The organism is Homoserinimonas flava (genome assembly GCF_054969005.1).
On the sequence record NZ_JBUEQS010000004.1, the window covers coordinates 121,673 to 146,501 of the forward strand.

Annotated in this window: 24 protein-coding genes and 1 tRNA gene; 13 read left to right on the forward strand and 12 right to left on the reverse strand. The window is 66.2% G+C overall.

The annotated features are described in order from the left end of the window. Positions 1 to 27 precede the first annotated feature (27 nt). The 4 genes from ACY48M_RS12755 to ACY48M_RS12770 all read right to left on the reverse strand — a co-directional run bounded on the left by ACY48M_RS12755 (position 28) and on the right by ACY48M_RS12770 (position 3,897). Positions 28 to 429 carry an arsenate reductase ArsC gene (locus ACY48M_RS12755; RefSeq protein ID WP_462820672.1) on the reverse strand — a complete coding sequence of 134 codons (402 nt, stop codon included), beginning with the start codon at positions 427 to 429 and terminating at the stop codon, positions 28 to 30. A gap of 15 nt (positions 430 to 444) precedes the next feature. Next, complete coding sequence (locus ACY48M_RS12760; protein WP_462820673.1) at positions 445 to 1,434, reverse strand: metalloregulator ArsR/SmtB family transcription factor; 990 nt, start codon at positions 1,432 to 1,434, stop codon at positions 445 to 447. Beyond that, the gene (gene arsB / locus ACY48M_RS12765) at positions 1,431 to 2,498 is read right to left on the reverse strand and encodes an ACR3 family arsenite efflux transporter (protein WP_462820714.1); all 1,068 of its coding nucleotides are present in this window, start codon (positions 2,496 to 2,498) and stop codon (positions 1,431 to 1,433) included. Before arsB ends, ACY48M_RS12760 begins: the two co-directional genes overlap by 4 nt. A gap of 85 nt (positions 2,499 to 2,583) precedes the next feature. After that, the gene (locus tag ACY48M_RS12770; RefSeq protein WP_462820674.1) at positions 2,584 to 3,897 is read right to left on the reverse strand and encodes an FAD-dependent oxidoreductase; all 1,314 of its coding nucleotides are present in this window, start codon (positions 3,895 to 3,897) and stop codon (positions 2,584 to 2,586) included. Between the two features lie 84 nt (positions 3,898 to 3,981). Here ACY48M_RS12770 and ACY48M_RS12775 point away from each other — a divergent pair, with 84 nt between their 5' ends. From ACY48M_RS12775 to rlmB, 8 genes are all read left to right on the forward strand, one after another. Then, positions 3,982 to 4,326, forward strand: a complete 345-nt coding sequence (locus tag ACY48M_RS12775) for an ArsR/SmtB family transcription factor (RefSeq protein ID WP_462820675.1) — start codon at positions 3,982 to 3,984, stop codon at positions 4,324 to 4,326. A 161-nt stretch (positions 4,327 to 4,487) separates the two neighbouring features. Continuing rightward, complete coding sequence (locus ACY48M_RS12780) at positions 4,488 to 5,456, forward strand: PstS family phosphate ABC transporter substrate-binding protein (RefSeq protein WP_462820676.1); 969 nt, start codon at positions 4,488 to 4,490, stop codon at positions 5,454 to 5,456. A gap of 46 nt (positions 5,457 to 5,502) precedes the next feature. Beyond that, positions 5,503 to 6,456, forward strand: coding sequence for a phosphate ABC transporter permease subunit PstC (gene pstC / locus ACY48M_RS12785; RefSeq protein ID WP_462820677.1), 954 nt, complete (start codon positions 5,503 to 5,505; stop codon positions 6,454 to 6,456). Next, positions 6,456 to 7,367 (forward strand): phosphate ABC transporter permease PstA, encoded by a 912-nt coding sequence (gene pstA / locus ACY48M_RS12790; protein WP_462820678.1) that lies wholly within the window; start codon positions 6,456 to 6,458, stop codon positions 7,365 to 7,367. Before pstC ends, pstA begins: the two co-directional genes overlap by 1 nt. Positions 7,368 to 7,507: 140 nt before the next feature. Then, entirely contained in the window at positions 7,508 to 8,278 is a 771-nt protein-coding gene (gene pstB / locus ACY48M_RS12795; protein WP_462820715.1) for a phosphate ABC transporter ATP-binding protein PstB, read from the forward strand. Then, on the forward strand, positions 8,275 to 8,985 hold the full coding sequence (locus ACY48M_RS12800) for a winged helix-turn-helix transcriptional regulator (protein WP_462820679.1): 711 nt from the start codon (positions 8,275 to 8,277) through the stop codon (positions 8,983 to 8,985). The genes pstB and ACY48M_RS12800 overlap by 4 nt, the downstream gene beginning before the upstream one ends. 52 nt (positions 8,986 to 9,037) lie before the next feature. Then, a complete protein-coding gene (cysS, locus tag ACY48M_RS12805; protein ID WP_462820680.1) occupies positions 9,038 to 10,471 on the forward strand; it encodes a cysteine--tRNA ligase in 1,434 nt (477 codons plus the stop codon). Positions 10,472 to 10,480: 9 nt separating this feature from the next. Then, positions 10,481 to 11,500 (forward strand): 23S rRNA (guanosine(2251)-2'-O)-methyltransferase RlmB, encoded by a 1,020-nt coding sequence (gene rlmB, locus ACY48M_RS12810; RefSeq protein WP_462820681.1) that lies wholly within the window; start codon positions 10,481 to 10,483, stop codon positions 11,498 to 11,500. Between the two features lie 33 nt (positions 11,501 to 11,533). Here the strand turns inward: rlmB and ACY48M_RS12815 are convergent, their stop codons facing one another. Continuing rightward, on the reverse strand, positions 11,534 to 12,850 hold the full coding sequence (locus ACY48M_RS12815; protein ID WP_462820682.1) for a DUF4032 domain-containing protein: 1,317 nt from the start codon (positions 12,848 to 12,850) through the stop codon (positions 11,534 to 11,536). Between the two features lie 89 nt (positions 12,851 to 12,939). After that, entirely contained in the window at positions 12,940 to 14,034 is a 1,095-nt protein-coding gene (locus ACY48M_RS12820) for an ABC transporter ATP-binding protein (RefSeq protein WP_462820683.1), read from the reverse strand. 448 nt (positions 14,035 to 14,482) lie between these two features. Here ACY48M_RS12820 and ACY48M_RS12825 point away from each other — a divergent pair, with 448 nt between their 5' ends. Continuing rightward, entirely contained in the window at positions 14,483 to 15,409 is a 927-nt protein-coding gene (locus tag ACY48M_RS12825; protein WP_462820684.1) for a DsbA family protein, read from the forward strand. Positions 15,410 to 15,419: 10 nt separating this feature from the next. Here the strand turns inward: ACY48M_RS12825 and ACY48M_RS12830 are convergent, their stop codons facing one another. Continuing rightward, positions 15,420 to 17,039 carry an ABC transporter permease gene (locus ACY48M_RS12830; protein ID WP_462820685.1) on the reverse strand — a complete coding sequence of 540 codons (1,620 nt, stop codon included), beginning with the start codon at positions 17,037 to 17,039 and terminating at the stop codon, positions 15,420 to 15,422. After that, complete coding sequence (locus ACY48M_RS12835) at positions 17,039 to 17,938, reverse strand: ABC transporter ATP-binding protein (RefSeq protein WP_462820686.1); 900 nt, start codon at positions 17,936 to 17,938, stop codon at positions 17,039 to 17,041. The genes ACY48M_RS12830 and ACY48M_RS12835 overlap by 1 nt, the downstream gene beginning before the upstream one ends. 194 nt (positions 17,939 to 18,132) lie before the next feature. On the opposite strand from ACY48M_RS12835, the gene ACY48M_RS12840 reads away from it, so the two are divergent. Continuing rightward, positions 18,133 to 18,336: a hypothetical protein gene (locus ACY48M_RS12840; protein WP_462820687.1), complete on the forward strand. Its 204-nt coding sequence runs from the start codon at positions 18,133 to 18,135 to the stop codon at positions 18,334 to 18,336. A gap of 58 nt (positions 18,337 to 18,394) precedes the next feature. On the opposite strand, the gene ACY48M_RS12845 is transcribed toward ACY48M_RS12840, so the two are convergent. Beyond that, positions 18,395 to 18,748, reverse strand: coding sequence for a GntR family transcriptional regulator (locus ACY48M_RS12845; RefSeq protein ID WP_462820688.1), 354 nt, complete (start codon positions 18,746 to 18,748; stop codon positions 18,395 to 18,397). Then, a complete protein-coding gene (locus tag ACY48M_RS12850) occupies positions 18,745 to 19,659 on the reverse strand; it encodes a hypothetical protein (protein ID WP_462820689.1) in 915 nt (304 codons plus the stop codon). Before ACY48M_RS12850 ends, ACY48M_RS12845 begins: the two co-directional genes overlap by 4 nt. A 138-nt stretch (positions 19,660 to 19,797) precedes the next feature. Between ACY48M_RS12850 and ACY48M_RS12855 the strand changes: the two genes are divergently transcribed. Continuing rightward, positions 19,798 to 20,583 (forward strand): hypothetical protein, encoded by a 786-nt coding sequence (locus tag ACY48M_RS12855; RefSeq protein ID WP_462820690.1) that lies wholly within the window; start codon positions 19,798 to 19,800, stop codon positions 20,581 to 20,583. After that, positions 20,580 to 21,107, forward strand: coding sequence for an RNA polymerase sigma factor (locus ACY48M_RS12860; RefSeq protein ID WP_462820691.1), 528 nt, complete (start codon positions 20,580 to 20,582; stop codon positions 21,105 to 21,107). Before ACY48M_RS12855 ends, ACY48M_RS12860 begins: the two co-directional genes overlap by 4 nt. 39 nt (positions 21,108 to 21,146) lie before the next feature. Here ACY48M_RS12860 and ACY48M_RS12865 read toward each other — a convergent pair. Both ACY48M_RS12865 and msrB read right to left on the reverse strand, forming a co-directional pair. Next, positions 21,147 to 21,223: transfer RNA gene (locus ACY48M_RS12865), tRNA-Thr, on the reverse strand. A 53-nt stretch (positions 21,224 to 21,276) separates the two neighbouring features. Then, entirely contained in the window at positions 21,277 to 21,708 is a 432-nt protein-coding gene (gene msrB / locus ACY48M_RS12870) for a peptide-methionine (R)-S-oxide reductase MsrB (protein ID WP_462820692.1), read from the reverse strand. 216 nt (positions 21,709 to 21,924) lie between these two features. Between msrB and ACY48M_RS12875 the strand changes: the two genes are divergently transcribed. Continuing rightward, positions 21,925 to 24,819, forward strand: coding sequence for an HtaA domain-containing protein (locus tag ACY48M_RS12875; RefSeq protein ID WP_462820693.1), 2,895 nt, complete (start codon positions 21,925 to 21,927; stop codon positions 24,817 to 24,819). Positions 24,820 to 24,829 lie beyond the last annotated feature (10 nt).

Here is a 24,829-nt window from a genome sequence, read left to right on the forward strand (position 1 = left end):
GGCCGCTTCGGGCCCGGCCGCGCTGCGTCAGACGAGCTCGCTGACGAGCTGCTCGATGCGTCTGCGGATGTCATCGCGGATGGGGCGGACGGCGTCGATGCCCTGCCCGGCCGGGTCGTCGAGTTTCCAGTCCTCGTAGCGCTTGCCGGGAAAGTAGGGGCACACGTCACCGCACCCCATCGTGATGACCACATCTGAGACCTCGACCGCCTCCGTCGTGAGCACCTTGGGCTGTTCGGCGGCAATATCGATGCCGAGCTCGGCCATGGCATCGACCGCGACCGCGTTGATCTGCTCGGCGGGCAGCGAGCCGGCGGAGCGCACCTCGATCCGGTCGCCTCCGAGGTGCCGCAAGAACCCGGCGGCCATTTGTGAGCGCCCAGCGTTGTGCACGCAGACGAAGAGGACGGAGGGCTTGGGAGCATTCATGCGGGCGTTCCTGATTCAGTCGGTGGTGAGCAGAGTGTCGAGCAGATCCTTGACGCGAGAGTCGATCTCGTCGCGAATGGCCGCAACGCCGTCAGGGGAGGCGAGCGCGGGATCCCCGACGGGCCAGTCCTCGTAGCGGACGCCGGGAATGATGGGGCACACATCGCCACACCCCATGGTGATGACAACATCGGCAGCTCTCACGGCGTCGTCGGTCAGTGGCTTGGGGAACGGCTGCTGGTGCTGCTCGCCGGGTCCGGTGATCTCCGCGAGGAACGGCTGCACGCTCGGGTGGATTTCGGCTGCCGGGGCTGACCCGGCCGATCGGGCCACCACCCTTCCACCAGACTGCCGGTTGAGCAGGGCGGCGGCGAGTTGAGAGCGCCCGGCGTTGGCGACGCAGACGAAGAGCACCTGTGGGATGCCGTTCTCGCGATCACGCGAGATGTCGCTGAGCCGCTGGGCAGCAAAGTGCTTGGTGAGGGCGACGAGGTGGGTGGAGATGCGCGCTGATCGGGCCAGGGAGGCGTAAGACTCACGAACGACGGCGGTCACGAGTTCGCCGCTGAGGCTGGGGAATCGCGTCATGAACGTCACCGCGAGCTGGGAGAGCGCGTGGTCGACATCAGCGAGACCGCCGTATTCGGCGCGTGGGGCCGGATGCACCACCGCCGGCGCGAGGGAGTCGAGCAGTGTCGTCACGGCCGGGCGAAGCGCGGGGGCGATGCGGTACCAGACCCAGGTGCCGCGCCGCTCCGACGAGACGACACCGACGTCTCGGAGCACCTTGAGGTGGTGTGACACGGTCGGCTGTGACACATCGGCGAGCTCCGCGAGGTCGCACACGCACGACTCGCCACGGGGGTCGGAGGCGATGGCGGAGAGCATCCGCAGCCGTAGCGGTTCGGCGAGCGCCTTGAGCGTCGCGGCGAGGGTGGTGGCGACGGATTCGCTGATCGCGTGGGTGCGGGCCGGCGTGCAGTCCTCGGGTGCGACGGTGGTCATGATCGGCTCTTTTCGGGCGTCACTGCCGGTGTGGCATACGGGTCGGTGCCGAACCAAGCCCGGGCAGCCCAGAGTGAGACGTAGACAAGGCCGACGAGCACGGGGACTTCGATCAGGGGGCCGACAACACCGGCGAGGGCCTGCCCGGAGGTGACGCCGAAGGTTCCGATGGCGACGGCGATCGCAAGCTCGAAGTTGTTGCCGGCGGCGGTGAACGCGAGTGTTGACGAGCGGGCGTATCCGAGCCCGAGCACCTTGCCGGTGGCGAGACCCGCGAACCACATGACCGCGAAATACATGAGCAGCGGCAGGGCGATGCGCGCGACATCCAGTGGCCGCGACGTGACCTGCTCGCCCTGGAGCGCGAAGAGCAGCACGATCGTGAACAGCAGGCCGTAGAGGGCCCATGGGCCGATTCTCGGCACGAACTTCTCCTCGTACCAGGCGCGACCGCGGCGGCGCTCGCCGATCCAGCGGGAGGCGAAACCCGCGAGCAGGGGGATGCCGAGAAAGATCAGCACGTTGAGCGCGATTTCGCCGACAGACACTTCGAGGCCCTGGGTGTCGAGGCCGAGCCAGCCCGGCAGCACCGTCAGGTAGAACCAGCCGAGAATGGAGAAGGCGAAAACCTGGAAGATCGAGTTGATGGCCACCAGGACGGCGGCCGCTTCGCGATCACCGCAGGCGAGGTCATTCCAGATGACGACCATCGCGATGCAGCGCGCGAGGCCGACGATGATGAGGCCGGCGCGGTATTCGGGCAGGTCTGGCAAGAAGATCCAGGCGAGGGCGAACATGAGCGCCGGGCCTGCGATCCAGTTCAGCAGGAGCGACGAGATGAGCAGCCGCTTGTCTCCCGTGACGGCAGCGATCTTGTCGTATCGCACCTTCGCGAGCACCGGGTACATCATCACGAGCAGGCCGAGCGCGATCGGCACCGAGATGCCTCCGACTTCGAGGCTCGCGAGCAGATCGGAGACGCCCGGAACGAAGCGACCGAGCACGAGACCGGCGACCATCGCGAGGCCGATCCAGAGGGGCAGCCAGCGGTCAAGGGTCGACATCCGCCCGGTCGCGGACGGACGTTCGACGGGAGTGGTCAGGGCTTGATTCGACACCTGTCTATATTGACACGCATCGAATCAGGCATCAAACTCGCTCGGCCACAGCATCCACCGACGCGGGACGTGTGCCCAGTTGCAGCAGCGGTGGCGTGCAGCAGCTGCTCCCGCCGTCGAAGTCGCCCGCGCCCCCGCAGACGCCCGTGTCAGGCAGCACGAGCTCATTGCGTTCGGCGGCCGCGTGATCTCCGGCGAGGTGAGCGACGACACTGCGCACCTGCTCGAAGCCGGTCAGCGCCAGGAACGTTGGCGCACGCCCATAGCTCTTGGCGCCGATGATAAAGAAGTCGGATTCGGGCTGCGCAAGCTGACGCGCGCCCGTCGCCGACACGGAGCCGCAGGAGTGAAGGTTGGGGTCAATCTCCGCGGCGATGCCGGTCACGGCCTCGAGGGCGGGGTCGAGGTCGATGCGGAGCTCGGAGAGCATTGTCGTGTCGGGTCGGAATCCCGTGAGGGCGAAGACGTGTGCGACCCGCGATATCTCGCGGCCATCCTCAGCGATCACCGACAGGAGCTCGCCCTCCTGGCGGAACTCCGCGACGCGGAATCCGGTGACGAGCGTCACGAGACCGCTGTCGACGAGTTTCTTCGCCCGCGCGCCGAGTGCGGCGCGCTCCGGGAGCTCATCCCCGGCCCCGCCACCGAATACCGTGGTCGCAGATCCTCGCCGCAGGGCCCACGTCACGGTGGTGCCTGGATGGCGCTGGGCGAGTTCGGCGAGGCGAAGCACAGCGTGCGTCGCCGAGTGCCCTGCGCCCACCACGAGGAGGTGGCGATCGGCGCACGCGGAAATGTCCTCGGGGATTCGGTAGGAGATAGAGCGCTTCGCGGCGCTCTCGCCGATCGCTGGGAGGCCATCGGCCCCGGCGGGTGCGGGCTGATGCCAGGTGCCGCTCGCATCGAGCACGGCGCGCGCGGAGACGCGGGCTTCACGCCCGTGCGCGTCGACCGTGTGGACGACGAATGGCTGCTTCGCCCGGCCGCCGTCGACCAACTTGTCGCGGCCGGCGCGGCTCACGCCGGTGACCTTGGTGCCATACCGGACCCGGCGACCGAGAGCGTCGGCGAGTGGCGAGAGGTACTCGGCTACCCATTTCGCGCCGGTGGGGTAGCCCTGCTTCGGTGCGCGCCATCCCGTCGGTTCGAGCAGGCGCCGAGCGGCGTTGTCGATCAGCTCGGGCCAGGCGGAGAACATCCGAACGTGTCCCCACTCCGCCACGGCGGCGGCTGGCGCGTCTCCCTGCTCGAGCACGATGACGTCGAGATCGCGTTCGGCGAGATGTGCGGCGGCGGCGAGCCCCTGCGGGCCAGCGCCGATCACGACAACGGGAAGCTCTGCCATTCCGTACTCCTCAGATCGAAATTCTTCAATGTGAAGACTATCGCTGATCTATCGAAGTTTGTCAATGCGTGAGAGGATGTGGGCATGAGCCTCCCAGCCGCCATCGCCGCCGAAGCCCCGTGCTGCATCCCGCGCATCACGTCAGCGCTCACGGTGGACGACGCAGAACGCATCGCCCGCGTGTTCAAGGCGCTCGGCGATCCCACGCGCGTCCGACTGCTCTCCCTCATCGCCGCCGGGCAGGGTGGTGAGGCCTGCGTCTGTGATCTCACCGAGCCCGTCGGCCTCTCCCAGGGCACCATCTCCCACCACATGAAGCTCCTGACGGATGCTGGACTCGTCACTCGCGAGCAGCGCGGCAGGTGGGCATATTATGCGATCACGGATGGCGCTCTCGATGCCGCCGCAGACGCGCTCCGCACCGTCTGACCCTCTGCAGTCGCCGGCGCAATCGCCGCGCGATGGATAGTGTCTCGTCGCTCTTCGTTTACCCCCCGTTCACTCTCGCATCCTTCGATGGGTTCGTCGGCCGATGGTCGACATCACATTCCAGGATCGGCGCCAAGCCGACCAGAGAAGGGAAACCGAGAGTGTCTAAGCTTTCAATGAAGTCCGCCAGCATCACCGCTGGCGTGCTCGTCACACTTTTCGCGCTGACGGCGTGCGGCGGCCAGAACACCGAGGCCGGCACGGATGCTGATGGCGGCGCGACCGGCTCGGTCGTCGCCGATGGCTCGTCGACCGTCGCCCCCCTGACCGAGGCTGCGGCTGACCTGTTCCGCGACGTCGAGCCGGGCATCAACGTCACGGTCGCCACCTCGGGCACCGGCGGTGGCTTCGCCGTGTTCTGTGCCGACGAGAGCGACATCCAGAGTGCCTCGCGTGCGATCGATGAGGAAGAGATGGCCCTCTGCGAGGAGAACGGCGTCGAGTACACCGAAGTCATCATGGCGAACGATGGTCTTTCGGTCGTCGTCAACACCGAGAACGACTGGGCCGACTGCCTCACCACCGAGCAGCTCGCCACCATGTGGGGACCCGAGGCTGAGGGCACCGTCACCAGCTGGTCGGACATCGACCCGTCCTTCCCCGATGAGGAGCTCGTGCTCTTCGGCGCCGGTACCGACTCGGGCACCTTCGACTACTTCACCGACGCCATCAACGGCGAAGAGGGTGCCATCCGCACCGACTACAGCCCCTCCGAGGATGACAACATCACCGTGCAGGGCGTGTCCGGCGCACTCGGCGGCGTCGGCTTCTTCGGCCTGAGCTACGTCGAGGAGAATGCTGACGTCATCCGCGCGGTGGCCGTCGACGGTGGCGAAGGCTGTGTCGAGGCAAGCACCGAGACCGTGCAGTCGGGTGAATACCAGCCGCTTGGACGCCCGCTGTTCGTCTACGTGAAGAACAGCTCGTACACCGAGAACGCCGCAGTGGCGAGCTTCATGGACTTCTATGTCGCCGAGGCTGCTGCGATCGCTGACGAGGCGTTGTTCGTCCCCCTGACCGACGAGCAGATCGCGACGGCGACTGAGCAGTTCGCGGCTCTTCACGGATAAGCAACCACCCTTCCTCTAACACGAAACAAAGGAGAGAGTGCACTCGATGAGCACACTCACCACCCAGGGCGGCTCGACGACCACGTCGAGCCGCCCTGCGGCGTCCCTCAGCAACCGCCGTCCCCGCTACGGCGAGATGGTCGTCCGCGGCGTGTTCCGGCTCGCCGCCATCATCACGATCCTCATCACCCTCGGCATCCTCATCGCGCTCATCGAGCCGTCGCTCGAATTCTTCGCCGAGGTGCCCGTCTGGGAGTTCCTCTTCGGGGACCGCTGGGCACCACGCTTCGCGGACTCCTCGTTCGGCGTGCTGCCGCTCGTGAGTGCCACCCTCTGGACGACGGTGATCGCCCTGATCGTCGCGATCCCTCTGGGTCTCGGCGCCGCGGTCTTCCTCTCCGAATACGCCCGCCCCGGCGTGCGCAAGGTACTCAAGCCCGTCCTTGAGATCCTCGCCGGCATCCCTACCGTCGTCTACGGCCTCTTCGCCCTCCAGTTCGTGCAGACCGTCGTGCTCCGCGACTGGCTGCAGCTCAACACGGGTGCCTTCAGCGTCCTGGCGGCCGGACTCGTCATGGGCGTCATGATCATCCCGACGATCGCGTCCATCAGCGAAGACTCGATGTCTGCGGTGCCGCAAGGCATGCGCCAGGGCTCTGCGGCACTCGGCGCCAACAAGATGCAGACGACCCTGCGAGTGGTTTTCCCCGCTGCACTGTCGGGCATCATCGCGGCGATCGTGCTCGGCATTTCTCGCGCCGTCGGTGAAACCATGATCGTGGCAATCGCCGCGGGCAACCAGGCCCGCGTCGTCGGAGGGCCGCTCGAGCAGGGTCAGACGATGACCGGCTTCATTGCCAACGCCGCGCTCGGTGACTCGCGAGTCGGCTCGATCGAGTACAACACCCTGTTCGCGGTCGGCCTGCTCCTCTTTGTCATCACGCTCTTCATCAATATCATTGCGATCCGTATTGTGCGGCGCTTCCGGGAGGCCTACTAATGGCGATCACGACCAGCATGGGCGGGCACATTCGCGGTGCCAGCATCAGGGGCAAGGTCAAGGGGGGAGAGAACAGTCCGAAGTCGATCATCTTCCTCGTGCTGCTCTGGTTCAGCCTCCTCTTCGCCCTCGGCTTTCTCGTCGTGCTCATCGTTACGACGGCCATCGACGGCGCCCCCCGACTCGATTGGAGACTCTTCACCGAGTTCCCCTCGTCGAGCCCCGAGAACGCGGGCGCACGCCCAGCTATCCTCGGCTCCATCTGGGTGATTATCACCACCGCCGTCATGACGATTCCGCTCGGGGTCGCGGCCGCTGTACATCTCGAAGAATTTGCTGACAAGAAGAACTGGTTCAACAGGCTTGTCGAGCTCAACATCCAGAACCTCGCGGCCGTGCCCAGCATCGTCTACGGCCTGCTCGCACTGGCATTCCTCGTGATGCTCGGGGTTCGTGACCGCAACATCGTCATCGCGGGGGCCTTCACGCTCAGCCTGCTGATCCTTCCCGTCATCATCATCGCTACCAGGGAAGCCCTGCGGGCGGTGCCGCTTGAGATCCGTCAGGGCTCGCTGGCGCTTGGGGCAACCGAACTGCAGACGGTGATGCGCCAGACGCTTCCGTCGGCTGTGCCCGGCATCGCCACGGGATCGATCCTCGCCCTCTCGCGAGCGCTCGGTGAGGCGGCGCCGCTCCTCCTCCTGGGAGCTCTCGTCTTCGTAAGCTTTGACCCGAACGGCCTGCTCAGTGGGTATACGACCATGCCGATCCAGATCTTCAACTGGGTTGGTCGTCCTCAAGAGGAGTTTGCGATCCTCGCCTCGGCGACCTCGATTCTGCTGTTGGGAATCTTGCTTGCCATGAATGCCGTCGCCATCATCATCCGCAACCGCTACCAGCAGCGCTGGTGAGCATCGAGAACGGAACATCCACAATGACCACATCCTCCACCTCCAAGCCGGCCGAATACTCGGTTGGCAGCGGACGCAAGCCTGCCGTGCATTTCGATGCGAGCAAGCACGAGGTGCTCGATGATCTCGCCAAGCCGATCATGGAATGCCGCGACGTCAACGTCTTCTACAACGACTTCCGCGCCGTGACCGGTGTCGATCTTGACTTCCGCGAGAACGAGATCACCGCCCTCATCGGCCCTTCCGGCTGTGGGAAGTCGACGCTACTTCGCTCACTCAACCGCATGAACGACCTCGTCGACGGCGCCCGCGTCGAAGGCTCCATCACCTTCCAGGGTGAAGAGATCTACGGTCGCGACGTTGACGCGATCGAGGTTCGTCGTCGCATCGGCATGGTGTTCCAGAAGCCGAACCCGTTCCCCAAGTCGATCTACGAGAACATTGCCTACGGCCCCTCGGTGACCGGCATGAAGCCAGCATCGATGGATGATCTGGTCGAAGAGGCGCTGACCCGCGCCGCGCTCTGGGACGAAGTGAAGGACAAGCTCAAGCAGAGCGCCTTCGGCCTCTCGGGCGGGCAGCAGCAGCGTCTCTGCATCGCTCGCACGATCGCCGTGCGACCCGATGTCATCCTCATGGACGAACCGTGTTCGGCTCTCGACCCGATCGCGACAACCCGCATCGAAGACCTCATGCATGAACTCAAGAAGGACTACACGATCGTGATCGTGACCCACAACATGCAGCAGGCAGCCCGAGTCGCCGATCGCACCGCGTTCTTCACCGCTCTGCCCGACGAAACAACGGGCGACCGGACCGGCGTGCTGGTCGAGTTCGACCGCACCACGAAGATCTTCGAAGACCCCTCGGACAAGCGCACGGAGGATTACATCTCGGGGAGATTTGGGTGACATCCACGCGGATCGGCGCTCCTGCATGGCCGATCCACGTCGTCACCATCGACACCGAGGCGTCGTCTCCTCGTGCGAAGGACGTCGAGTACCGGCACCACGGCATTAGCCTCACTCGTGCCGCCTCCGCGACGAGCGCGCTGCTCGACGTGGGTGAAGAGCCGGGCTCGATCTTGCTCGTGCCGAGTGACGTCAACGGCATCCCCTTTGGCGAGGTGATCGATCTCGGCGCGCGTCTCGCGCACGCCACCGTGATCTTCGGTCTCGCTCCCGGTTCGAACACCGATGACGTCGCCGTCGCGATGCGTCGGGGTGCACTCGGTGTCGTCGAGCTCCCGGCTGCACCGGCGCGACTCGCATCTGTCATTGCGGGTCTCGGTGTGCGGCGGCATCCGCAGCCCTGTGTGCTGCGCTGCGGAGACCTCGAACTCGACCAGGGCCAGCACCGCGTGACCTACGCGGGTGAGGAGCTCGTGCTCGCCCGCAAAGAGTTCGAAGTGCTCGAACACCTCATGGCGATCCACCCCCGCGTCGCCACGCTCGATGATCTCGCCGAACGCGTGCCGAGCGCGGACGAGCAGGCGTTGCATTCCGCCTCGATGAGGGTTTCAATCCGTCGGGTGCGCAGCAAGTTCGCCGCGCAGTTTCCCGACGTCGAGCCCGTGATCGAAACGGTGAGGGGCGTCGGCTACCGCATCCGCGTGTGATGGCAGGCGGAGGGCCAGCCATCGGCGAGCCCGCCTCGAATAGGCTTGGGGCATGACCGTGCGCCTCTACGACTCCCGTGCCCAGGAGTTGCTCGACTTCGAACCCCTCGAACCGGGACGCGTGGGCATCTACGTTTGCGGGCCGACCGTGCAGTCATCGCCCCACATCGGCCACCTGCGCTCGGCACTCGTCTACGACCTGTGGCGCCGCTGGCTCACGTGGCGTGGCTTCGACGTGACGCTCGTGCGCAACGTCACCGATATCGACGACAAGATCCTCGCGAACGCGAGTGAGCGAGAGGAGTGGTGGGCGCTCGCCTACCGATTCGAGCTCGAATTCACGGCCGGCTACCGTGCCCTCGGCGTGCTCGCCCCCACCTACGAACCGCGCGCGACCGCGAGCGTCGGCCAGATGCAAGAGATCATCGAGCGCCTCATCACCAGGGGCCACGCGTATGCCGCCGCCGACGGTTCTGGGGACGTGTACTTCGACGTGCAGTCGTGGCCCACCTACGGTGAGCTCACCCGGCAAGGCCTCGACGATATGGCACCGGCGACGGATGCTGACCCGCGCGGCAAGCGCGACCCCAGAGACTTCGCACTCTGGAAGGGGCACAAGTCGGGGGAGCCCGCCTCGGCAAGATGGCCCTCGCCGTGGGGCGACGGACGACCGGGCTGGCACATCGAATGCTCCGCCATGTCGTCGCGCTACCTCGGCACAGCCTTCGACATCCACGGTGGGGGGCTCGATCTGCGGTTTCCGCACCATGAGAATGAGCTTGCACAGTCGGCCGCCGCCGGCGACGACTTCGCCACCTACTGGGTGCACAACGGTCTCGTCAACGTCAACGGGCAGAAGATGTCGAAGTCACTCGGCAACTCGATCTTCGCGAGCGAGATGCTCGAGAAGGCGAGCCCGCTCGTTGTGCGCTACTACCTCGGCTCCGCCCACTACCGCTCGACCATCGACTACCACGACGGCGTGCTCGCCGAGGCGGAATCGGCCCTCGACCGCATCGAAGGGTTCTTGCGTCGGGCACACCGCCGACTCTCCGACACCCGCTTCGCGACCGAAGTGCTGCTCGATGTGCCCGAAGCATTCGCCGCCGCCATGGATGATGACCTCTCGGTGCCGCAGGCGCTCGCCGTGATTCACGACACGGTGCGGGCCGGCAACGCGGCGCTCGACGGCGAAGACCTTGCCGGTGCGGCACGCGCTCAAGGTGCAGTGCTTGCGATGACCGACATCCTCGGAATCAACCCGGTCAGCGTAGAGTGGCAGACTGCGGCAAACGAGCCGGCCGTCACAGCCCTCGCGTCGCTCGTCGAGCGGCTGCTCGGCGCCCGCACGACCGCACGCGAGTCACGCGACTTCGCCGAAGCCGATCGCATCCGCGACGAACTCGCGGCAGCAGGCATCCAGATCGAAGACACACCTGAAGGCTCCCACTGGAGCCTGGCCAGTTCGGCCACCGACCACCAGTAGGGACACCCCATGAAGAGCAGCGGAAACAAGCCCAGGGCCGGTGCCGTGCGCAAGGGCCGCAAAGGCCCACAGGTCGGATCTGGTGGCCAAGGACGCCAGGCACTCGAGGGCCGCAAGCCCACGCCAAAGGCCGAAGATCGCCCGTACCACCCCGCAGGCAAGCGCAAGATCGCGCAAGACCGTCTCGCTGAGAAGCGCGGCGGCCGCGGCGGCTCCGATGGTGGCGCACCCCAGCAGTCGCGCCAGCAGCCGCGCCAGCGCAACTCGGAGCAGGGCGCGAACTCGGTCGAGGTCGTCACGGGTCGCAACTCGGTGCTCGAGGCGCTCAGGGCCAAGATTCCCGCCACCGCGCTCTACGTCGCGACGCGCATCGAATACGACGACCGCGTCAAAGAGATCATGTCGATCGCCACGAAGCGCGGGCTGCCAGTGCTCGAGGTGATGCGGCCTGAGCTCGACCGCATGGGCGGCTTCGACTCCGTGCACCAGGGTGTCGCGCTCAAGGTGCCGCCGTATGAGTACGCGCACCCCGTCGACCTCTTCGACCTCGTCGTCAGCCGCGACAAAGTGCCGCTGCTCGTCGCGCTCGATGGCATCACCGATCCGCGCAACCTCGGTGCAATCATCCGCTCGACCGCCGCGTTCGGTGGCCAGGGCGTCATCGTGCCGCAGCGCCGCTCAGTCGGCCTCACGGCATCCGCCTGGAAGACCTCGGCCGGCGCTGCCGCCCGCACGCCCGTCGCGATGGCGGCGAACCTCACGCAGACCCTCAAGGCGCTCAAAGAGCGCGGGGCGTTCGTGCTCGGGCTCGACGGCGACGGCGAGATCAGCCTGCCCGAACTGCAGCTCGCCAAAGAGCCGCTCGTCATCGTTGTCGGCAGTGAAGGCAAAGGGCTCTCCCGACTCGTCACCGAGACCTGTGATGCCATCGTCTCGATCCCGATCGGGGCCTCGACCGAATCGCTCAACGCTGGCATCGCCGCGAGCGTCACCCTCTATGAGGTCGCGCGTCAGCGCAGCGCTGGTTGACCTGCAGCGCTGGTTGAGCGCTGCGGGCGCAGTTCACACGAGCGTGCGCCAGTCGACCTCATCGTCGGCGTCGTCTGAGCGTTCAGTGCCGTTCGCGTCGAGTGAGACCGGCACGGGCAGGGTGATCGCCCCGGTGAGCGGTTCGATCACGGTCGCCTCGTCGCGCCGGTGCCGCAGCACATTGTCGATGTACGACGCGACGGCCTCGGCGAGCGGGATGTCGCGGCCGGCGTTCTGCGACAAAAACCAGCGGTGGTCGAGCAGCTGGTGGAACACCTCAGCCGGCTCGAGCTTGCCTTTGAGTTCGCGTGGGATCGCCCGCACCACCGGCTCGAACACCTGCGCGAGCCACTCGTGGGCGACCATCTCCTCATCGGCATCCTTCGCGTTGAAGGTCGCGGCGTAGGAGTCGAGATCGTTGAGCAGGCGCCTCGCCTGATTCTCGCCCGCGTCGAGGCCGGTGAGCCGCAGCAGGCGACGTTGGTGGTGGCCAGCGTCGACGACCTTCGGCTGGATGCGCACCTCGGTGCCCGTGTCATCCGTCTTGATTGCCAACTCTTCGATGTCGAAGCCGAGCTCGTTGAGGCGTTCGACCCGCTCTGAGATGCGCCAGCGTTCGGCGGCCGCGAACGATTCGGAGCCCGTGAGCTCGTTCCACAGGCTGCGGTAGGCGGCGACGATGCCACTGCTCACCTCGACGGCGTCGAGATTCTCGTCGAGCCGGTTGCCGGCCGCAAGGTCGAGCAGCTCGCCAGCGATGTTCACCCTCGCAATCTCGAGGTCGTTCTCGCGCTGCCCGTTCGAGAGGCCGTTGTAGAGCTTGCCGGTCTCAGCGTCAACCAGGTACGCGGCAAACGAGCCCGCGTCGCGTCGGAAGAGCGTGTTCGAGAGCGACACGTCCCCCCAAAAAAACCCGATCATGTGCAGGCGCACGAGCAGCACGGCGAGGGCATCAACGAGCCGTGTTGCCGTGTCGGGCCGCAGGGTCTGCGAGTAGAGCGCGCGGTAGGGCAGCGAGAACTTCAGATGCCGAGTGACCAGCACCGCGTTGAGCGGCTCACCGGATTCGTCAACCCGGTTGGTGATGACGGCAACCGGTTCGACGCAGGGGATGTCGATCCGCTGCAGGGTGCGCAGCATTTCGTATTCACGCTTCGCCAGCTCTTCGGATGTCTCTTTGATGGCGATCACGTAGCCGCTGAGATGCACGAACCGCACGAGGTGGCGTGAGATGCCCTTGGGCAGGGCGGCGATCACAGAGTCTGGCCACTCCTCAAGCGGGAGTGACCATGGCAGGTCGAGGAGCGCGGAATCTGCGGTCGCCGACGTAATGCTGAGTGCACCAGACATGTGGTGTGGCCTCGAATTCTGGAGGTGATGGCTGATCGGGCCTGGTCGTTCGACCCGGCCCGATCAGCGTGACATCAACGCCCCGGGTGTCAGTCGACGATGGGCTTGCTGATGCGCAGGCCCGTCTCAGGGTCGAAGACGTGGAGGTGCTCGTCGGTGGGGAGGATGAACACCTTGTCCCCGGCGACGGGGTGCGAGCGACCATCCACGCGCGCGACGAGGTCGACACGGTTGCCGTCGACCTCGGTGTGGCCGTAGAGGTAGCCGTCGGCGCCGAGCTCCTCAACGATGTCAACCTCGACGGGGAGGCCCTCGCCGGTCGTCGACACCCTGACGTCTTCTGGGCGCACACCGATCGTGACCTTCGTCGCCTTGGTTGCGCTGAGCGTCTCACGGTCGACCGGGGTGACGGCGGTGCCGAACTTGATGCCGCCGTCGACAACGTCGGCGGGGAACAGGTTCATGGCAGGTGAGCCGATGAAGCCGGCGACGAACACGTTGGTCGGTTCCGCATACAGCTCGCGCGGGGTGCCGACCTGCTGCAGCACGCCATCCTTGAGCACCGCGATGCGGTCGCCCATGGTGAGTGCCTCGGTCTGATCGTGCGTCACGTAGACCGTGGTGACGCCGAGTCGCCGCGTGAGCGACGCGATCTGCGTGCGGGTCTGCACGCGGAGTTTCGCGTCGAGGTTCGACAGCGGCTCGTCCATGAGGAACACCTGAGGGCTTCGCACAATGGCGCGGCCCATCGCGACGCGCTGACGCTGACCGCCAGAGAGCGCCTTCGGCTTGCGGCCGAGGTAGGGCTCGAGGTCGAGAAGCTTCGCGGCCTCAAGCACGCGGTTCGCCCGCTCCTCCTTCGGCACACCGGCAATCTTGAGCGCGAAGCCCATGTTCTCGGCGACCGTCATGTGCGGGTAGAGGGCGTAGTTCTGAAAGACCATCGCGATGTCACGGTCTTTTGGCGGGACGTCGGTGACGTCGCGGTCACCGATGCGGATGCGGCCGTCGTTGACCTCTTCGAGGCCGGCAAGCATGCGGAGGGTGGTGGACTTGCCACACCCGGACGGGCCGACGAGCACGAGGAACTCGCCGTCGGCGACCTCAAGGTCGATCTGGTCGACCGCTGGACGGGTCGAACCAGGGTAGAGCCGGGTGGCCTTCTCAAACGTGACTGATGCCATGACTGTATTTCTCCTTCACCGGCAGGTACGTGCCGGACGATCCGTAGTGAATGGATGTTGTGCCGTTCCGCAAGGAACAGTTGGCTTATTATGTCATCGGCCTCATGGGAGGGATACCCCTGCGTGACCACTTCGGGGTGCGGCGGCCGCTGGCCGCCTCGGTAGGGTGGTTCAGCATCCCTTCTGGTCAACTCCCAGACAGGATGTCTAGCATCAGAACAGCGTGCCGACGTGTGATGTATCGGTCGGTCACCACGCCCGGGGGAGTGTCAAACACGTGTGGCACCCCCGTGCTCGCACCGCAAATGAGTGAGGTTTCATGACGAACGGCGTGCCAGGGCCGAAGCCGACGAAGAACGAAACGCGGCTCGCGGCTCGAGAGAAGGNCCGGGGGAGTGTCAAACACGTGTGGCACCCCCGTGCTCGCACCGCAAATGAGTGAGGTTTCATGACGAACGGCGTGCCAGGGCCGAAGCCGACGAAGAACGAAACGCGGCTCGCGGCTCGAGAGAAGGCGCAACAGGCGCGGCTCGAGCGCAAGAAGAAAGACCGCCGCAACCGCCTGCTCATTCAGGGCGGCATCATCGCCGGCGTGCTCGTCATCGTGGGCGCGGTCGTGGTCGGTGTCATGAGCGCCATCCCCGAAAACAGTTCTGGCCCCCGCAACATGCTCAGTGACGGCATCCGCATCGGTGCCAACTTCGAGGCCGAAGTGACGCCGGGGCTTGAACCTGGTGCCGAGCCGGTCGCATCGGTGCCATCCGATGACCCCGATGTGGTCGATATCCGCATCTACGTTGACTATTTCTGCCCGGCGTGCGGTGTCTTTGAGGAGGCGAACGAAGAGCAGATCGCGACGTGGGTCGAATCCGGCGCGGCAACGCTTGAGGTGCATCCGGTCTCGTTCCTCGACCACCGCTCGCTCGGGACACAGTATTCGAGCAGGGCGGCCAACGCATCGGCGTGTGTTGCCCACTATTCGCCCGACAGCTTCTTCAGCTTCCACTCACTCCTGTTTGAAAACCAGCCGGCCGAGAACACGACCGGTCTCGACGACGCCGAGCTGGTCTCGCTCGCGGAGGATGCCGGGGTGACGAATGTCGGCTCGGTTGAGGAGTGCATCGATGAGGTGCGGTTCAAGAAGTGGGTGAACGCCGCGACCGCGCGGGCCTTCGATGGTCCGCTGCCCAACGCCGACATCTCGCAGGTGACCAACACCCCCACCGTGATTGTCAACGGAGTAACCTACACGCCGGAAGACCTCAGCGACCCGGCCGAATTTGCCAAGTTTGTGAGCACGGCGAGCGGCAACGCGTTCACCGAAGAGCTCAAGTCGACCCCGTCGCCGAGCCCAAGCGCCGAGCCGGCAGAATAGTCTCCCGCGGTCACACGCCCACGTCCCGCCTCTGCACCAACCCGATCGCCGCGGCGGTGGCCGCTGCGGCGACCGCGACGACAATGAGGGCGGATGCTGCGTCGAATGACTCGATCGGCACGGCCGAGGTGTGGTGGAACGGGCTCACATTCTGCAGCCATTCGGGCAGGTTGAGGAGTTCGCCGAACTGCCCGATGACGAGGGCAACGACGAGAAATCCCCACCCGATCGCGCTCGTGAGTCGGGGGGCGACGGCAAACGCGAGTGCGACAGCACCGACCAGCACGAGGGCGGCCGGGGCATGAACTAGCGCGGCGCCAACGAAGCGGGGCAGGGCCGCTGCATCAGCATCCGTCATTGCGATCGCCGTGCCAGCAGCAGCGCCGGCGGCGACGCACACGGCGAGCACGGAGGCCACCGCGACAAGGAGGGTGCTGCCGATCCACTGCAACCGTGACGCCGGGGTTGCGAGCAGCAGCTCTGCGCGCCCTTCTGCTTCTTCTGCTCGCAGGCGCACGATCGCGTGTACGCCGGCGGCGGCGGCGAGCACCCCGGCGATGCCGAGCAGGCCGACCGTGAAGATATCGACGATCTCGGCCCGAGTCCCTGGCACGAGGCGAGCGATGAGGTCACTGAGCGAGGTGTTGCCGTCGGCCACATCGGCGACGGTGGGTGCGAGCCCGCCCGCGACGAGCCCGAGCACGGCCCCGCCGACGCACCAGCCGATGACGGCCGGCCGCTGCAGTCGCCAGGCGAGCCCCAGCGTGCTGCGGCCGCCGAGCCCCGCGTCGCCGCGACCGTCACGCTGCGCGATGAGGCTCGAGCCGAGGTCGCGCCCGCGGTGGAGTGCGAGCGCCCCAACGGCACACACGATGAACACCCCCATCGCGATCAGGAGCGGGCTCAGGTCTGCTGTCGAGAACGGCCGGGTCGCCTGCCCCCACCCGATGGGGGAGAGCCACGACACCCAGAGCGGTTCGACCGTCGTGAACGTGGCATTCGGGTCGCCGAGGGCATCGCCCACGCCCCGCACCAGGTAGGCCACACCGACGAGGGAGGCGGCGAGGCCGTTGGCGGCGCGCCCGGTGGGCATGATCTGTGCGATGACGGCGGCGAAGCCGACGAAGACGAGACCAACGGATGCGACCGCAATCGCCGCGACGATGGAACCCTCTGTCGGCAGCCCGCCGCCAATGTAGCCGAGCGCGACGACGACGCCGAGCACGAGGTTCGCGAGCACGCCGAGCGTGATGGTTGCACCGAGGGGGAGGGAGCGGGCGATGGGGGTCGACCCGATGAGTTCGGAGCGTCCGAGCTCCTCATCGGCGCGGGTGTGCCGCACCACAAGGAACGTGCTCATGAGGCCCGCGAGCACAGCCGTGAACGAGTACGCCTGAAAGAACACGACAGCGCCGACAGTGGTGCCGTCGGGGAGTCCGCGAAGAAACAGGAACGCCGGGTTCGCGGCGGCGACCGCGACAATCGCCGTGCGCTCCATCTCGTTGTCAAACTCGGTGGCGACGGCGCTCGCCGCAGCGAGACCGAGCAGCCCGATTCCGAGCACCCACGCGGTGAGCACCCAGCGGTCGCGGCGCGCCTGGGCGGCGAACACCCGAGTGAACTGTCGCATCAGCGTGTCTCGCTGTAGTGCCGCAAAAAGAGCGACTCGAGGGAGGCCGGCGACACCGTGATGCCCTCGACCCCGCGACTGGCGAGCGCGCCAAGCACAGCGGTGACGGCGGATGCATCGGCCTCAAACTCGAGAGCACCCCCGGCCATCCGCGGGTCGTGCACGCCGGCGATCGCCTCGACGTCGGCCCGCTCGGCGGCCCCCGTCACCCGGAACGTCGTTCGACTCAGGTGCCGCAGTTCGGTGAGCGTGCCGCTCTCCACCGCGACGCCCGAACGGATGATCGTGACCCGGTCACACAGCTGCTCGACCTCGCTCAAGATGTGGCTCGACAGCAGCACCGTCGCACCGTCAGCGCAGGCCCGCTCGACCTGGCGCCGGAACACCGCATCCATGAGCGGGTCAAGCCCGGCACTCGGCTCGTCAAAGATGTAGAGCCTCGCGGGGCGCGCGAACGCGGCGATGAGGGCAACCTTCTGCCGGTTGCCCTTCGAATAGGCGCGGGCCTTCTTGCGCGGGTCGAACTCGAACTCTTCGATGAGCTCGGAGCGGCGCGTGGCATCCGCCCCACCGCGCAGCGAGGTGAGCAGGTCGATCGCCTCGCCGCCGGTGAGCCCCGGCCAGAGGCTCACATCGCCGGGCACGTACGCGATGTCGCGGTGTGTGGCGACCGGTTCGGCCCACGGGTCGCGGCCGAACACTCTCGCCGTGCCGGCACTCGCCTTGACGAGACCGAGCAGGATGCGGATGGTCGTCGACTTGCCGGCGCCGTTCGGCCCCAAAAAGCCGTGGACTTCGCCCTCCGCAACCGACAGATCGAGCCCGTCAAGTGCGGCCGTGCGGCCGAAACGCTTGACGAGCGCGGAGGCTTCGATGATGGGGTTCTGGATGCTGCTCACTTGGCTGCCCTTTCGACGCGCCACAGTGCCACGGCGGTCGCCGGGGTACTCCGCAGATTCGCGGGCCGACCAGGCTTCCCGGCTCTCCGGCGCTCAGTCTAGGACTGTGCGGGGGTAGGGGGAAGACGCAGTTTCTGCGGTCGCCGGCCTTGAGTTTCATGACCAATACAAGTCGACCTGCCTAGGATTGAGCCATGGACGAAGACCGGCGCACGGAGGTTCCACCTAGTGCCACGCCCGAGCCGCCCTTCCAGGCGATTCTGCCGAACTTCGACAAGCTTTCGCGGAGTGCCTTTCGCAAAGGCACAGTCAGCCGCCGGCGCATTGTCATCGGCGCGTGGATTCTGGCGTGTGCGAGCGTGGTCGTTGCGGGCCTGGTGATCGCGACTTTGCTCTAAGTGAGCGCTCTTCGCTGATCGGATTGCCGACTCACAATCTCGCGGGCTGATCAGGAGGCTAGTGTTCCGGCCAGATCGCGCGGAGAATGCGAATCGCTTCGTCGAGGTCAGTGTCGGTCTGGATGCTTGTCTCGGCGAGTCGACGGGCGGCGTCGAGCACCGCTCGCGGCGTGGTGGCTTCGCGTTTACTGACTCGCGTCCCTCCGCCAGTACGCGCGGTGAGGTAGCCCTCGGTTTCGAGGGCTTTGTACGCCTTCGCGACGGTGCCGGGGGCAACGCCAAGATCCTTCGCGAGCTGACGAACCGAGGGCAGGCGCTCGTCCGCAGCGATTCGACCGGTTGCGATGAGCCCACGAATCTGGTCCCGGATTTGTTCTGTGGGCGGAGCGGACCCCGTCAGGGTGATGATCATGGGCTGATGGCGTTAACGCGACGCCGCGACGGAACTATCGACAGAGCGATGCTGACCCACAGCGCGAAGCCGAACGCCGCGGTCACCCAGGCGGCCGCCGTGAACGCTGGTCCAAGCGCAGCGAAGCTCGTCCAGAACCGCACGGGCCCTTCCGATGTCGAGAACGAGCTTCGTATCGATGATGTGCCAGCGAGTGAACTGAAGAGGAGGCCGAGGTGGAGTAGCAATGCGCCGGTCACCGTCGCGAGCGCGTTCCGTGTGCGGACGGTGCGGATCTGTATGTCCTGTTCACGGTCGTCATCGAGCGCGGGGCGGGCAATGAAAGAGAGGTTGACGACGGTCATCGCGATCATGATGGCGATCAAAATTAGGCTCGGCAGCGAGTTGTACCACCCGTAGATGTTCGTGCCCATTGATCGTCCACCGCCGAGATCGACGAAGTACATCGTGTAGTGGCCTGTGGTTGGGTCTGGCTGTGAGGCCAAGCCGGTGACAATTGTGAGCGTGAGAATCACGGCGAGCACGGATCCCGGAACCGCGAGCCACCAGGCACGGGCGAAACTGATCGGCGTTCGGGGCCTCAGCTCAGCAGCGCCGCGTCCCACTCGACGTGCAATTGGGAACGTAAGTATTGCCAGCCCGGCGATTGCAAGAGCGAGGGGGAGTGAGAATCCGAACTCGCGGTACCAAACCCAGAAATCCATCGGTATATCGAGCGGTATCACCGGCTGAGACGTGATCACCCGCACCACGGCCTCGCCGAACACGAGCAGCACACCTGCCATGAGGGTGGTCATGCCGACACGGCCCTTGAGGGGGCTCGCCTTGCGGCCCCATATTAGCCAGCACGCCACCGCGAGGATGATGCCCACCACGGGCGGCCCGAACGCCAAGGTGTACAACCACAACATTGAAACTCCTCGCCCTTGTGTCGCCCACATGATACACAAATGTGTCACCGAGATGCTACAAAAGATCTAGTGCGAAGCCTCTGAGCCACTGCGGATTCGCTGTCACGGTTCGCGACTATCCGGCCATGTCTGTAGTGAATGGCCTACGACAGGATGGACACCGCCATGATCACCGATGAGGAACTCTCCCAACGACTCGCGCGGGTGGCAGCCCCGGCGCAGGCTATTGTCGCGCCCTCCAGTTCCGTCATGCTGCTGGTGTTCGAGGCTCGACGCAAGGCCACATCGGCATCGCTGCGGCGCAAGATCACGGCTGGGGTGGCTGGCGGTGCCCTGGTGGTCGGTGGAGTGGTCGCGACACCCGCAGCAGCGGACGTCATCCGCCAGTTTCTCGTGCAGACGAATTGGATATCCGAGGGCACCGAGGTCATCCCAGAGAGCGAGTGGATTGACACGTCGGAATCAGACCTCGGCGCCTACATCGACTGGATATATCCAGAGTGGTTACCGTTGGCTCCCGGCCAGACGAAGTCCGGAATCATCGAGCAAGTGCGCGTCAAGCACGCTGAGAATCCTGGACTCACGCAGGAAGTCAGCATTCGCCGAAGCCTTGAGCACGCGGTGTACGTGGGTTGGCTCGATGAGTGGATCGCTGCCCACCGGGTAGGGGACGTTGCTCGTCAGGCGGCGGCTGTCGAGGTGCTGAGCGAGGCGCCGACATGGCCGGCCTTCGTGGCAACCGACGGCGGAGGAGTCACCTACATCATGGCCGGATTTGCCGCGGAGCTGGGGGCGGGCAATGCTGACGCCGCCCAGGAGCTCGCCCAGATCGAGGGTTCCCAATCATGGGACGGAGTTGATCGCGCGAACGTCGCGGCGGCGATCTACGGCAAGTACCTCGAAGAGTTTCAGGAAGCACAGTGACGGGCACTCGCGATGTGGTCGAGAGCCAGGCGCTCTTAGTCCCGGTCGCAGACGCGTTCTCGATTGAGGGGTTGCTCCGCGATGTCACGCCTGACCTACTCAAGTACTTTGTTACCCGACTCGCTGACCGAGAAGACGCAGCAGACGCCGTGGCCGACACCCTGGTTGTGCTCTGGCGCAAGTCGCGGGCCATTCCGAACGATCACGAGGAAGCTCGCCGGTACTCCTTCGGCGTGGCACGCAAGGTGCTCGCGACCGCGCGCCGGGGTGAACGGCGGCGGAACGCACTGGCGGATCGCCTCAGGATGGACATGCGGCAGGACGCGGTGAGTGACCCCCTGCCAGATGTTGAGCTTCGAAATGCACTCAAGACGCTGTCCGCAAACGATCGTGAACTCGTCCTGCTGGTTGCGTGGGATGGGTTCAGCGTCGCTGACGCGGGGCGAATTCTCGGTGTGAGACCGGAGGCGGCTCGTGCGCGATATTCCCGCGCTCGAGCCAGGCTTCGGACGCAACTCACCTAGACCGGGAGCAGGCCCTGCTAGGCGATTCCAAGAAAGGTATGGAGCCTCCTGTCGGATTCGAACCGACGACCCTCGCTTTACAAGAGCGATGCTCTGGCCAACTGAGCTAAGGAGGCGAATGGCGCGTGCGCCCGAGCCATCCTAGCCCGGCCGCGCGCGCCGTTGCAGGCTAGGCGCCGGTGTTGTCCTCGGCGTCAGCCTCGTCTGCTCCCGCGAAGTTCAGCGAGAGGGAGTTCATGCAGTAGCGGTCGCCGGTGGGGGTGCCGAAGCCGTCGGGGAACACGTGGCCCAGGTGTGAGCCGCAGGCGGCGCAGCGCACCTCGGTGCGCACCATGCCGAGGCTCGTGTCTTCAATGAGTTCGACCGCGTCGGGGCGCACCGATTCGTAGAAGCTGGGCCAGCCGCATCCGGAATCGAACTTGGTGCCGCTCTTGAAGAGTTCGGCGTTGCAGGCGGCGCAGGTGTAGACGCCGGCGCGGCTCTCGTCGAGCAGCTCGCCAGACCAGGCGCGCTCGGTGCCGGCCTTGCGGAGCACCGCGTAGCGCTCTTCGCCGAGTTCTTCGAGCCATTCCTGCTCGCTCTTCTTGACCTCGTAGTCCATGGGCTGCCTTCCGCGTCGGGGTTCGTTAAGCGTAAACGTCGTCGCCGCGAGAATGTTCCCGGTTACGTCGCACACTGAATCGTCCGGTGCGTTGACTTAGGCAAGCCTTACCTACTATGGTTCAGATGAACTTAGGCAACCCTAAGTCGTCTGGTCGTATGCCAGGGGCGGTTCTTCCGCCACTGGGCATCCCGGTTCCTCCAGGAGCATTCAACAGTGAACACAGCATCCGCACGCCCCCGATCGTTGCGACCATTCGTCGCGCTGCTTGTTGTCCTCGCCCTTGCGCTTGGCACCGTCGTTGCCGGAGCGGCAACGCCGGCCCGCGCCGCAGCGGGCGACATCGCGGCGGCGACGCTGCAGTGGGGAATCAAAGAGTCGTTCCGCAGCTACATCAGCGGGCCGATCGCCAGCGGAGCGATCACCGTGTCGGGCCACGTTGCGAGCGAGCCGGCCTTCACCTGGACGGGCGGCGCGGGCACCGAGGCATCCGGAACCGTCACGTACACGGGGGCGGTGCACTTCACGGGCCACTCCGGGATGCTCGACCTCACCATGAGCAATGTGCGCATCGTCAAGGCGAGCGACACCGCCGCAACGGTCGTCGCGGATGTTGTCTCGAAGGGGCTTTCCACCGGAGTGTTCGAGACGTTCACGAACGTCGAGTTCGCCACCGTCGACCTCACGGGGCGTGTCAGCACGGCCGCGGACGTCACGAGCGTCGCCGCGGCCCCCGCCGTGCTCACCGCCGCTGGTGCCGAAGCGTTCGCCGGCTTCTACAGCGCTGGCACGGCGCTCGACCCCGTGAGCTTCTCGTGGCCGGTCGAGCAGGCCGCAGAACCAGAGCCCGAGCCAGAACCCGAGCCAGAGCCCGAACCTGAAGAGCCCGCAGCGCCGAGCACGCCGACCGTCACCGTCTCGAAGACGAGCGGCCTCGACGCGAGCGGCGAGACCATCACCATCTCCGGCAGCGGCTTCGGCGTGGAACAGCACCCCACCGTTACCGGCACCCGCCCTCCACTCGCGGGCCAGTGGTCCGGCGCCTACGTCGTCTTCGGTTCTTTCGCCGACACCTGGAAGCCGAGCGAGGGCGCGCCGAGTGCAGCTCGCAAAGCGCACCAGCAGCGCTGGCTGCTGCCCCAGACGACCATCGACTCCAACTCGGCCTTCGCCGCGCAAGGCATCCCGGTCGCGGCCGATGGCACCTTCAGCTTCGAGATCGACGTCGCCGAATATGAGGATGCGCTCGCCGACGGCAACTACGGCATCTACACCTACGCGGCAGGCGGCGCGACCTACGCGCCGTTCGAAACCTACACACCCATCACCTTTGGTGACGAGCGCGAAGCAACGCTGACGGTCACCCCGTCGACCGGCGTCAACGCCGGCGACACGCTCGACGTGACGGTGTCGCTCCCGGCCGAGCTCGCCACGACCGCCGGCGGGGTCGCGACCGCGGGCGCGTACCTCATGTTCTGCCTTGAGCCCGAAGAGGGTGTGCGCCCGAGCGGGGCCGCGTGCGACTCGTCGCTGCAGCAGTGGCTGCTGTCGGCATCCGTCTACGGCCAGCCCGCCTCGGGCACGGTCACCGACGGTTGGTGGACGGTCGAAACCACCGTCACGGTGCCCGAGAAGATCGGCGACGTCGAGTGCGCGGATGCCGCGTGCGGTGTGTTCATTCGCCCTGACCACCGTTTCGCCGCCGCCGAGTCGGTGCACGACCGCTTCGTCGCGATCGAGTACGCGAGCGACGAGGAGCCCATCGACCCGGAGCCAGGAACCCCTGGCACCCCGACGACCCCAACAGCCCCTGGCACGCCAGCGCCCGCCGCGCCCGTGACGGCCGGCATGCTGCACTGGGGCGTGAAGCAGGCCTTCGTTTCGTATGTCACGGGCCCGATCGCCCGCGGCACCATCGCACTGTCGGGCGGCGCGGGCGCGAACGGCGGGCGCTATGCCTTCCCGCAGGGCTCCGCTGACGCGTTCGACCGCAGTGCCGCGCTCGGCACGGTCGACTACCGCGGCACCGTCACGTTCGCTGGACACAACGGCGCGCTCGGCCTATCTATCGCGAACCCCTCGATCACGGTGACGAGCGCGTCGAGCGCAACCCTCACCGCCACCGTTGGAGGAACCCGCGTCGCCTTCGCCACCCTCGCGCTCGGCGCCGGTGGCAAGGCTACGGATGCCTCGGGCGCCGTGACGTACTCGAACGTGCCCGCAACCCTCACCGCAGCCGGGGCCAATGCCTTCGCGGGGTTCTACAGCGCCGGCACGGCCCTCGACTCGGTGACCTTCACGGTCGGCGCACCGAACGGGGCGAGCGCATCCGGCGGTTCGGGCAGTGTCGTCGCCGCGTTCTCGCCCGCCGAGACTCAGCCAGCGCAGGAGGTGACACCATCAACCACCATGCAAACCCTTTCGACGGAGGCCTGTGAGGTGACGGATGCGACGCTGACGTGGGGTTTCAAAGAAGCGTTCCGCAGTTACATCAGTGGCACGATCGCGAACGGCGAATGGACCGTCGCGGAGGGCGCCGAGTATGAAACGCCGAACTTCAGCTGGGGCGACGGCACCGGCGCGTACGACCTTGAGTCGGACGAGGGCGAACTCGCCTTCACCGGCACCGTGACCTTCACCGGCCACGGCGGCATCCTGAACACCACCGTCGGCAACCCTCGCATCGAGTTCATCGACGCCGAGACCGCGCGGCTCTACGTCGACGTGGCTGGCACGACGCAGGAGGGCGAGGCGGTCGACCAGCGTGACGTGCACTTCGCCGATGTCGACCTCAGCGGCGGCACTGTCGAGCACACCGACGGAACAGGCACTATCACGGCTGCTCCCGCCGAGCTCAGCGCCGCAGGTTCTGGCGCGATCGGCACCTACGAACCCGGCACCGAGCTTGACCCCATCACGGTGGAATTCGCGACGGATGCCGCGTGCGGCGCGATCGCGGAATCCGAGGCAGTCGACACCGAGGTTGAGGCCGCACCGGTCGCCGACGACGGCCCCGGCGTGCTGCCGTGGATCATCGGGGTGCTCGTGCTCCTCGCCCTCATCGCGCTCGTCACCATGCTGGTGATCCGCCGCCGCGGGGCAACACGATGACATGATCGAC